We start from the raw sequence: 8,130 nt of genomic DNA, 5'->3' as shown, positions 1-8,130 counted from the left end.
AAAATCCCCGATACCAATTACATTTCGCATTTGACAATCATTATCATTACTAATAGCGTGTCGCACGTCGTAGGAAGCGTCCCTGCCCGGGTGCCTCCTCCCCCTTTGTGACAAGGTGATTTCCATGGCGGAACAACTATCCACAAGTAAGTGCGATTCACCATTACTGCAGGCCTTCGTAGACAACCGCAGCATCCTGGTCAAGATCGCAGCGCGCATTACCGGCTGCCGCTCGCGTGCCGAAGATGTGGTGCAGGACGCCTTCTTCCGGCTCAGCGCCGCCCCGCAGATAACCTCGTCGTTCAAGGCGCAGCTGAGCTACCTGTTCCAGATCGTGCGCAACCTGGCGATCGACCATTACCGCAAGCAGGCGATGGAGCTGAGATACTCCGGCAGCGAAGAGGAAGGCCTGAATGTGGTCATCCAGAACGCCTCGCCCGAAGCCACCCACATCAACCTGGCCGCGCTGGACGACATTGCCGAAGCGCTGAACCAGTTGCCCCAGCGCACCCGCTATGCGTTCGAGATGTACCGCCTGCATGGCGTACCGCAGAAGGACATCGCCAAGGAACTGGGCGTGTCGCCGACCTTGGTCAACTTCATGATCCGCGATGCCCTGGTGCATTGCCGCAAGACCGCCAACCGGCAGGGCTGACCGAAGCTGCAAGCTGCAAGCTGCAAGCTGCAAGTTAAAAGAAAAAGCCAAAGCAGAACGCGATCGGCTTTTGCTTGTAGCTTGTAGCTTGTAGCTTGCAGCTCTCGCCATCAGGCGAGCCTGCAACGATCGAAGAACCGCTCCCGCCCCAGAATCATCAGCGCCGCGCGCTTGTGCGGGAAGTCGAACTCCTTCTCGCAATGGAAGCACTGGTCGTGCATGTAGCCGATCATCTTGCCATTGTCGGCACGCGGCTCGGCGACCACCCGCTGGGTACGCGGGTCATCCAGGAACAGGTAATGCACCAGCGCCGATAGCCAGCTGGCGACCTTGTGCGGGCCACGATGGCTCTGCTCCCCGACCAGCATGTGGATGCCGCGGTCGTAGTCATCGGCCGGGTAGAACGGCGCAATGCGATCCTCCTTGGCCCAGTAAGCCTCGAAATAGGCAAATGGCTGATCGTCGAAGCAGCCAATCAACGTCAGGGTATGCGGGTCGGCCTCCAGCTTGGCCAGGTACTCGCGGTGCTGGGCTAGCGTGCCGCTTTCCTGCCAGAACGCCTCCACGCGCGGGTCGTTCTGCCAGCGGTTGAAGCGCTCCAGGTCATGCTCGATGTCCAGGGTGCGCAGCGACACCCAGCTACCCAGCCGCGCATCGAAGCGCCGATAGACCTCGCCACGGGGCTTGGGCGCCCGACGCGGGTGGCGCTTGCCGTTGCTGATCTGCATCTGCTGCGGGTAGGGGGCAGCCAGCGCCTCACCCAGCCAGGGCTGCGGCAATTGCCAGAACAGCGCGCGCTCGCACAGGTACTGCCCAGGCACATCGCCCACCAGCAGCAGGCCGCTGGCCAATGCCTGCGGCACCACCTCGGGCAGGTGCCAGGCCAGGCGCTGGCAGGCACTGTCACGGGACAACAGCCAATAGCAGGCCGCCCACAAGGCTTGATAAGGGCGCTCGGGGCACAGCTGCTCAAGGTGTACCTGCAAGGTTGGACCCGCCTGCAGCCGCACCTGCGCCAGCGGGCGGCCCTCCAGGGTCAGGCTCAGCCTGTTGGCCCCCTCCTCGGCACTGAGGCTGCGCCAACGTGGCGGTGACTGTGGCTGCGAAGCGGCATCGAAGGGCATGGGTGGGTCTCGCGAAATGAACAAAGGGCTCACTGTCGAGAACGATGCCACGCGGCGGCAATTTAGTCCTCGGGCGCACTGACGGCGATGCGGTAAGGCTGGAAAATGCGCGCCAGTTCACCGCTATCACGCAAGCCTCTCAACAGTTCAGCGAACGACCGCTCGCCAATGGGCGCGGCGGGCCGCAGCAGCGCGTAGTGGTGGTAAACCTGATCGATGCGCTGCGATGCAACCAGTTGCACACGGCTGGACGGGTTACGTGCCAGGAAATCACTGAGGTAGGAGCGCGTGACCAGGGCAATGTCGGCGCGGCCCGCCTGCACCATCAGCAGGTTGCTGTCGTGCGAATAGGTCAACGTCGCATTGTAGGCCTTGCGCAGGTAGCGCGGGTCGGCGTTGAAACCGGCGAACGCATAGTGATAGCCGTTGAACAGGGCCAGGCGCTTGCCCTTCAGGTCATCGAAGTAATGCGGGGCGCGCCCGTCCACCTGGCGGGCCACGAACACTTCGGCATCTTCCAGGCCCATGTCCACCTGTTGATGGGGGATCTGCTCCCAGCCCCACTGCGGGTTCTCGAAAATGGCCATATCGGTACGGCCCTGCTGCAAGTCACTGAAACGCCGCTGGATGGAAGTGGGCACCAATACGAAGCGGTAGCGCTGCTGGGCACGGTTGAGCGCAGCGACCAACTGCGGCAACAAGCCGTTGTCGGCGCCCTGCTCGGGGCGCACCGTATACGGCGGGAAATGCGCGGCACCGACTTTCACCTCGATGGCACCTGCCGCGCATGCCGGTACGGCCAACCAGTAAACAGCCAGCAACATGAGGGTGGACAAGGCCTTCAGGCCGGGCGCAAGGGTAAAGGCGGACATTCATCACGGTTCATGCCTGGGTTCGCTTAAGCTAGGCGTTTTACCGGGGCGGCACAACTGCTGCCTCCGGCTTTCGTGCCCCTCGATACGCCATTGGCGGTGACAAAACGGGCGGCAAAATGCCACGAGGTGCCGGATGCGCCGAGTTTGGCTACGCTCTAGCAGGATCTGCAAGGGAGCCTGGTATGGGCCATTGGTTGGTGATCGACCTGGAGGCCACCACCGATGAGGGTGGGTGGCCGGTCACGGAGATGGAAGTCATTGAAATCGGCGCGAGCCTGGTCACCCGCGAAGGCCGTGAGGTCGACCACTTCCAGCGTTTCGTGCGCCCGCGGCGGCGCCCGCAGCTGACCCCGTTCTGTCGCGAGCTGACCCACATCAGCCAGGCCGACGTCGATGCGGCCGCGCCGTTTCGCGAGGTATGGGCCAGCTTCGAGCACTGGCTCGGGCAGCATCGTGAACAGTTGCAGGCCTGGGTCAGTTGGGGCGACTACGACCGCCAGCAACTGCACCAGGAATGGCACCTGCACGGCCTGGACAGCCTGCTGCGCACGCTGGCGCACATCAACCTCAAGCAACGCTTTGCCAAGGCCCGCCACCTGCAGCGCCCTGCCGGCCTGAACGGCGCCCTGCAACTGGCTGGCATGCACTTTTGCGGGCAGCAGCACCGGGCCCTGGAAGATGCGCGCAACACAGCGCGGCTGCTGCCCTTGAGCCTGCCCGCCGACGGGCCCTGAAAGCAGATGACGAGGCCATTGGGCTTGGGCATACTGGCCAGCCCTTTTTCCTCCCTTTTTTCAGGAGACGCCCATGTTCCAGGTCAACGAGTACTTCAACGGCACCGTCAAGTCGATCGCCTTCACGGGCGAAGAAGGCCCGGCCACTGTCGGCGTGATGGCCCCGGGCGAATACGAGTTCGGCACTGCCAAGCGTGAAATCATGCACGTGGTGTCGGGTGCGTTGATCGTCAAGCTGCCAGGCAGCGACAACTGGGAAACCTTCAAGGCGGGCGACACGTTCAATGTACCGGCTGACAGCAAGTTCCAGCTGCAGGTGAAGGTAGACACCGCTTACCTGTGCGAGTACCGCGATTAATTGTTCGCTATTGGCACGCTCGTTGTAGGAGCGGCCTTGTGTCGCGAAAGGGCTGCGAAGCAGCCCCAGTTTTTTGCTTCGCCGCGTGAATTGCCGGGGCCGCTGCGCGGCCCTTTCGCGACACAAGGCCGCTCCTACAAGCGTATGCCTGCCAAAAAGCTGGCAACTCGCTGCGCAGCCGCCTGCAAATGCTGCTCATGGCTGAACCCCGAAGCCTTCAACGGCTTCAGGTCATGGTCCGCCGCCACTAGCCAGCTTACCTCGATCGCCGGCGACAACGCATACCCTGCCACCGCCTCCCGGTTGCCCAGCGCATCGCGCTCGCCCTGCACGATCAACGTCGGTGTTTTCAACCCGGCCAGGTGCTCCACGCGCGGCTTCTCGGGTTTGCCCACCGCGTAGAACGGGTAGCCCAGGCACACCAGCGCATCGGCGCCCAGTTCGTCGGCCAGCAGGCTGGCCATGCGCCCACCCATCGACTTGCCACCCACCGCCAGCTTGCCCGCGACCAAAGGTCGCACCTGCCGGTACACCTCGCGCCAGCTTTCCAGCAATACCTTCTGCGGGTTCGGCGGCCGCTTGCCACCGCCAACCCGGCGCTCGGCCATGTACGGGAACTCGAAGCGCAGCACCGCTACCCCAAGTGCCGCAAGCCTTTGCGCCATTTCGTCCATGAACCCGCTGTCCATCGGCGCACCGGCACCATGGGCCAGGATCAGGCAGCCCTTGTAACCCTCCCCGCCCTCGACCTGCGCAAGATCGCAGCGCAAGCCTGGGACATTTCCGACCTTCGCCCATTGATCCCCGTCAATACCGGCACTTTGCCCATTAATCATGCTTGCCTCGCTGTAAAGCCTGCCAAATAACCGTGGATGGGAACCCATACATGAACACAACCAGCAGTACCGCCTATAACTACAAGGTGGTCCGCCAATTCGCCATCATGACGGTGGTGTGGGGAATCGTCGGGATGGGGCTCGGCGTTTTCATCGCCGCCCAGCTTGCCTGGCCTGCCCTCAACTTCGACCTCCCCTGGACCAGCTTCGGCCGCCTGCGCCCACTGCACACCAATGCGGTGATCTTCGCCTTCGGCGGCTGCGCGCTGTTCGCCACCTCCTATTATTCGGTGCAACGCACCTGCCAGACCACCCTGTTCGCACCCGGCCTGGCCGCGTTCACCTTCTGGGGCTGGCAGCTGGTGATCCTGCTGGCGGCCATCAGCCTGCCATTGGGCTACACCAGCTCCAAGGAATACGCCGAGCTGGAATGGCCGATCGACATCCTGATCACCATCGTCTGGGTCTGCTACGCCATCGTGTTCTTCGGCACGCTGATCAAGCGCAACACCAAGCACATCTACGTGGGCAACTGGTTCTTCGGCGCGTTCATCCTGACGGTGGCCATGCTGCACATCGTCAACAACCTGGAACTGCCGGTCAGCCTGACCAAGTCGTACTCGGTCTATGCCGGTGCCACCGACGCCATGGTGCAGTGGTGGTATGGCCACAACGCGGTGGGCTTCTTCCTGACCGCGGGCTTCCTGGGGATGATGTACTACTACGTGCCCAAGCAGGCCGAACGCCCGGTGTATTCCTACCGCCTGTCGATCGTGCACTTCTGGGCGCTGATTACCCTGTACATCTGGGCCGGCCCGCACCACCTGCACTACACCGCCCTGCCTGACTGGGCGCAATCGCTGGGCATGGTGATGTCGCTGATCCTGCTGGCACCGAGCTGGGGTGGCATGATCAACGGCATGATGACCCTGTCGGGGGCCTGGCACAAACTGCGCAGCGACCCGATCCTGCGCTTTTTGGTGGTGTCGCTGGCGTTCTACGGCATGTCCACCTTCGAGGGCCCGATGATGGCCATCAAGACGGTCAACGCCCTTTCCCACTACACCGACTGGACCATCGGCCACGTGCACGCTGGCGCCCTGGGCTGGGTCGCGATGATCTCGATCGGCGCGCTGTACCACACCATCCCGAAAGTGTTCGGCAAGGAACGCATGTACAGCATCGGCCTGATCAACGCGCATTTCTGGCTGGCCACCATCGGCACCGTACTGTACATCGCCTCGATGTGGGTCAACGGCATTGCCCAGGGCCTGATGTGGCGCGCAGTGAACAGCGACGGCACCCTCACCTACTCGTTCGTGGAAACCCTGGTGGCCAGCCACCCAGGCTTCATCGTGCGCTTCGTCGGCGGTGCGATCTTCCTCAGCGGCATGTTCCTGATGGCCTGGAATACCTGGCGCACCGTGCGTTCGCCGGCGCTTGATGCTGCCCCTGCGAACGCCCAGCTGGCTTGAGGAGACCTGCCTGATGAAACATGAAGTCATCGAGAAAAACGTTGGCCTGCTGGCCCTGCTGATGGTGTTGGCCGTCAGTATCGGCGGCCTGACCCAGATCGTGCCGCTGTTCTTCCAGGACGTCACCAACAAGCCGGTCGAAGGCATGAAGCCTTACACCGCGCTGCAGCTCGAAGGCCGCGACATCTACATCCGCGAAGGCTGCGTGGGCTGCCATTCGCAGATGATTCGCCCATTCCGCGCCGAAACCGAACGCTACGGCCACTACTCGGTCGCCGGCGAGAGCGTGTGGGACCACCCGTTCCTGTGGGGCTCCAAGCGGACCGGCCCGGACCTGGCCCGGGTCGGCGGCCGCTACTCGGACGACTGGCACCGCGCGCACCTGTACAACCCGCGCAACGTGGTACCGGAGTCGAAGATGCCGGCGTACCCCTGGCTGGTCGCCCAACAGGTGGACAACAGCCACACCGACGTGAAGATGCGCACCCTGCGTACCCTCGGCGTGCCCTACACCGACGACGACATCGCCGGTGCCCGCGACGCGGTCAAGGGCAAGACCGAGATGGACGCGCTGGTGGCCTACCTGCAGGTGCTTGGCACCGCGATCAAGAACAAGAGGTGATTGCGATGGAAATGGACACCGGCATGATTCGCGGCCTCGGCACCCTGGTGGTGATGGTCGCCTTCATCGGCCTCTCCCTGTGGGTATTCAACCGCCGTCGCGACCGTGATTTCGCCGAGGCGCGCTTGCTGCCCTTCGTCGACGACCGCCTGCCCGCTGCCGGGCAGGAACCTGCTGCAAAAAGGAGTAACGGGCAATGACCACCTTCTGGAGTACGTATATCAGCGTACTGACCATCGGGAGCCTGATTGGCCTGACCTGGCTGTTGCTCGCCACCCGCAAGGGCCAGAGCCACAACCCCACCGACCAGACCATGGGCCACAGCTTCGACGGCATCGAGGAGTACGACAACCCCTTGCCCAAGTGGTGGTTCTGGCTGTTCGTCGGCACCCTGGTGTTCGCGGTCGGTTACCTGATCCTTTACCCGGGCCTGGGCAACTGGAAAGGCATTCTGCCGGGTTATGAAAATGGCTGGACCGGCGCCAACGAATGGCAAAAGGAAATGGACAAGGCCGATGCCCGCTTCGGGCCGATCTTCGCCAAGTACGCCGCCATGCCGGTGGAGGAAGTGGCCAAGGACCCGCAGGCGTTGAAAATGGGCGGGCGGCTGTTCGCCTCCAACTGTTCGGTCTGCCATGGCTCGGACGCCAAGGGCGCGTTCGGCTTCCCCAACCTCACCGACAAGGACTGGCGCTGGGGCGGTGATGCGCAGACCATCAAGGCGTCGATCATGAACGGCCGCCATGGTGTGATGCCGGCCTGGGCCGAGGTGATTGGCGAGCAGGGCGTGGCCGACGTCGCCGCGTTCGTGCTGACCAGCATGGACGGCCGTAAACTGCCGGAAGGCGCCAAGGCCGACCCGGCCAAGGGCAAGGAGATCTTCGTCGGCAACTGCGTGGCCTGCCACGGGCCGGAAGGCAAAGGCACCCCGGCCATGGGCGCGCCCGACCTGACCCACCCACAGGCGTTCATCTATGGGTCGAGCTTTGCCCAGCTGCAACAGACCATCCGCTACGGTCGCCAAGGGCAGATGCCGGCGCAGGCCGAGATTCAGGGTAATGACAAAGTGCACCTGTTGGCGGCGTATGTGTACAGCCTGTCGCAGGATGGCGCGGCTGAAACCGTGACCACCAAGTAATACCCCCGGGGCCGCTTTGCGGCCCATCGCGACGCAAGGCCGCTCCTACAGGAGATCGCATTTTTTCTGTAGGCGCGGCCTTGTGTCGCGAAAGGGCTGCAGAGCAGCCCCAGCGCTCCCCCGCCCTACTCCCTCCCTTGCACCCCCTCCGAACAGAACTAAGCTTGTTGCCACAGTGGGCATCCTACGAAAGCACCGGCGCAGACGCCGCGCCTGGTCAGTGGCCGCCCCAAAAAAAGCTTGACCGATCGATCAGAAAAAGGTGAAAAACGGTACACATTACAAATATTTATTTGTGTACAATCCACCTGAC

10 protein-coding genes are annotated in these 8,130 nt (G+C 63.0%); 7 read left to right on the top strand and 3 right to left on the bottom strand.

What is annotated here, in order from left to right; translation table 11 throughout:
• The first annotated feature begins 124 nt into the window (after positions 1-124).
• Positions 125-655 (top strand): RNA polymerase factor sigma-70, encoded by a 531-nt coding sequence (locus tag K4A76_RS08510; RefSeq protein ID WP_009684812.1) that lies wholly within the window; start codon positions 125-127, stop codon positions 653-655.
• Positions 656-765: 110 nt separating this feature from the next.
• Here the strand turns inward: K4A76_RS08510 and K4A76_RS08505 are convergent, their stop codons facing one another.
• On the bottom strand, positions 766-1,779 hold the full coding sequence (locus tag K4A76_RS08505; RefSeq protein ID WP_274411932.1) for a GNAT family N-acetyltransferase: 1,014 nt from the start codon (positions 1,777-1,779) through the stop codon (positions 766-768).
• Positions 1,780-1,841: 62 nt separating this feature from the next.
• Entirely contained in the window at positions 1,842-2,651 is an 810-nt protein-coding gene (locus tag K4A76_RS08500; RefSeq protein WP_274411931.1) for a substrate-binding periplasmic protein, read from the bottom strand.
• Positions 2,652-2,836: 185 nt separating this feature from the next.
• Here K4A76_RS08500 and K4A76_RS08495 point away from each other — a divergent pair, with 185 nt between their 5' ends.
• Together K4A76_RS08495 and ppnP are read left to right on the top strand one after the other, a co-directional pair.
• Positions 2,837-3,388, top strand: coding sequence for an exonuclease domain-containing protein (locus K4A76_RS08495; RefSeq protein ID WP_054882195.1), 552 nt, complete (start codon positions 2,837-2,839; stop codon positions 3,386-3,388).
• A gap of 73 nt (positions 3,389-3,461) precedes the next feature.
• Complete coding sequence (gene ppnP, locus K4A76_RS08490; RefSeq protein ID WP_009684816.1) at positions 3,462-3,746, top strand: pyrimidine/purine nucleoside phosphorylase; 285 nt, start codon at positions 3,462-3,464, stop codon at positions 3,744-3,746.
• A 134-nt stretch (positions 3,747-3,880) separates the two neighbouring features.
• Here ppnP and K4A76_RS08485 read toward each other — a convergent pair whose 3' ends face one another.
• The gene (locus K4A76_RS08485) at positions 3,881-4,582 is read right to left on the bottom strand and encodes an alpha/beta family hydrolase (protein ID WP_054890392.1); all 702 of its coding nucleotides are present in this window, start codon (positions 4,580-4,582) and stop codon (positions 3,881-3,883) included.
• A 50-nt stretch (positions 4,583-4,632) separates the two neighbouring features.
• Between K4A76_RS08485 and ccoN the strand changes: the two genes are divergently transcribed.
• From ccoN to ccoP, 4 genes are read left to right on the top strand one after another with little or no spacing between them, the layout of a single operon-like run.
• The gene (gene ccoN, locus K4A76_RS08480; RefSeq protein WP_029885688.1) at positions 4,633-6,057 is read left to right on the top strand and encodes a cytochrome-c oxidase, cbb3-type subunit I; all 1,425 of its coding nucleotides are present in this window, start codon (positions 4,633-4,635) and stop codon (positions 6,055-6,057) included.
• A gap of 13 nt (positions 6,058-6,070) precedes the next feature.
• Positions 6,071-6,679 carry a cytochrome-c oxidase, cbb3-type subunit II gene (ccoO, locus tag K4A76_RS08475; protein ID WP_009683894.1) on the top strand — a complete coding sequence of 203 codons (609 nt, stop codon included), beginning with the start codon at positions 6,071-6,073 and terminating at the stop codon, positions 6,677-6,679.
• 5 nt (positions 6,680-6,684) lie between these two features.
• Positions 6,685-6,879 carry a cbb3-type cytochrome oxidase subunit 3 gene (locus K4A76_RS08470; RefSeq protein ID WP_009683895.1) on the top strand — a complete coding sequence of 65 codons (195 nt, stop codon included), beginning with the start codon at positions 6,685-6,687 and terminating at the stop codon, positions 6,877-6,879.
• Positions 6,876-7,817 carry a cytochrome-c oxidase, cbb3-type subunit III gene (ccoP, locus tag K4A76_RS08465; RefSeq protein WP_274411930.1) on the top strand — a complete coding sequence of 314 codons (942 nt, stop codon included), beginning with the start codon at positions 6,876-6,878 and terminating at the stop codon, positions 7,815-7,817. The genes K4A76_RS08470 and ccoP overlap by 4 nt, the downstream gene beginning before the upstream one ends.
• The last annotated feature ends 313 nt before the right edge of the window (positions 7,818-8,130 follow it).

The sequence above is a fragment of the Pseudomonas sp. NEEL19 genome, assembly GCF_028751975.1.
GTDB classification, from domain to species: Bacteria; Pseudomonadota; Gammaproteobacteria; order Pseudomonadales; family Pseudomonadaceae; genus Aquipseudomonas; species Aquipseudomonas juntendi.
Note: the sequence above shows the minus strand (reverse complement) of the source record. Positions and strands in the feature narration are given on the sequence as shown.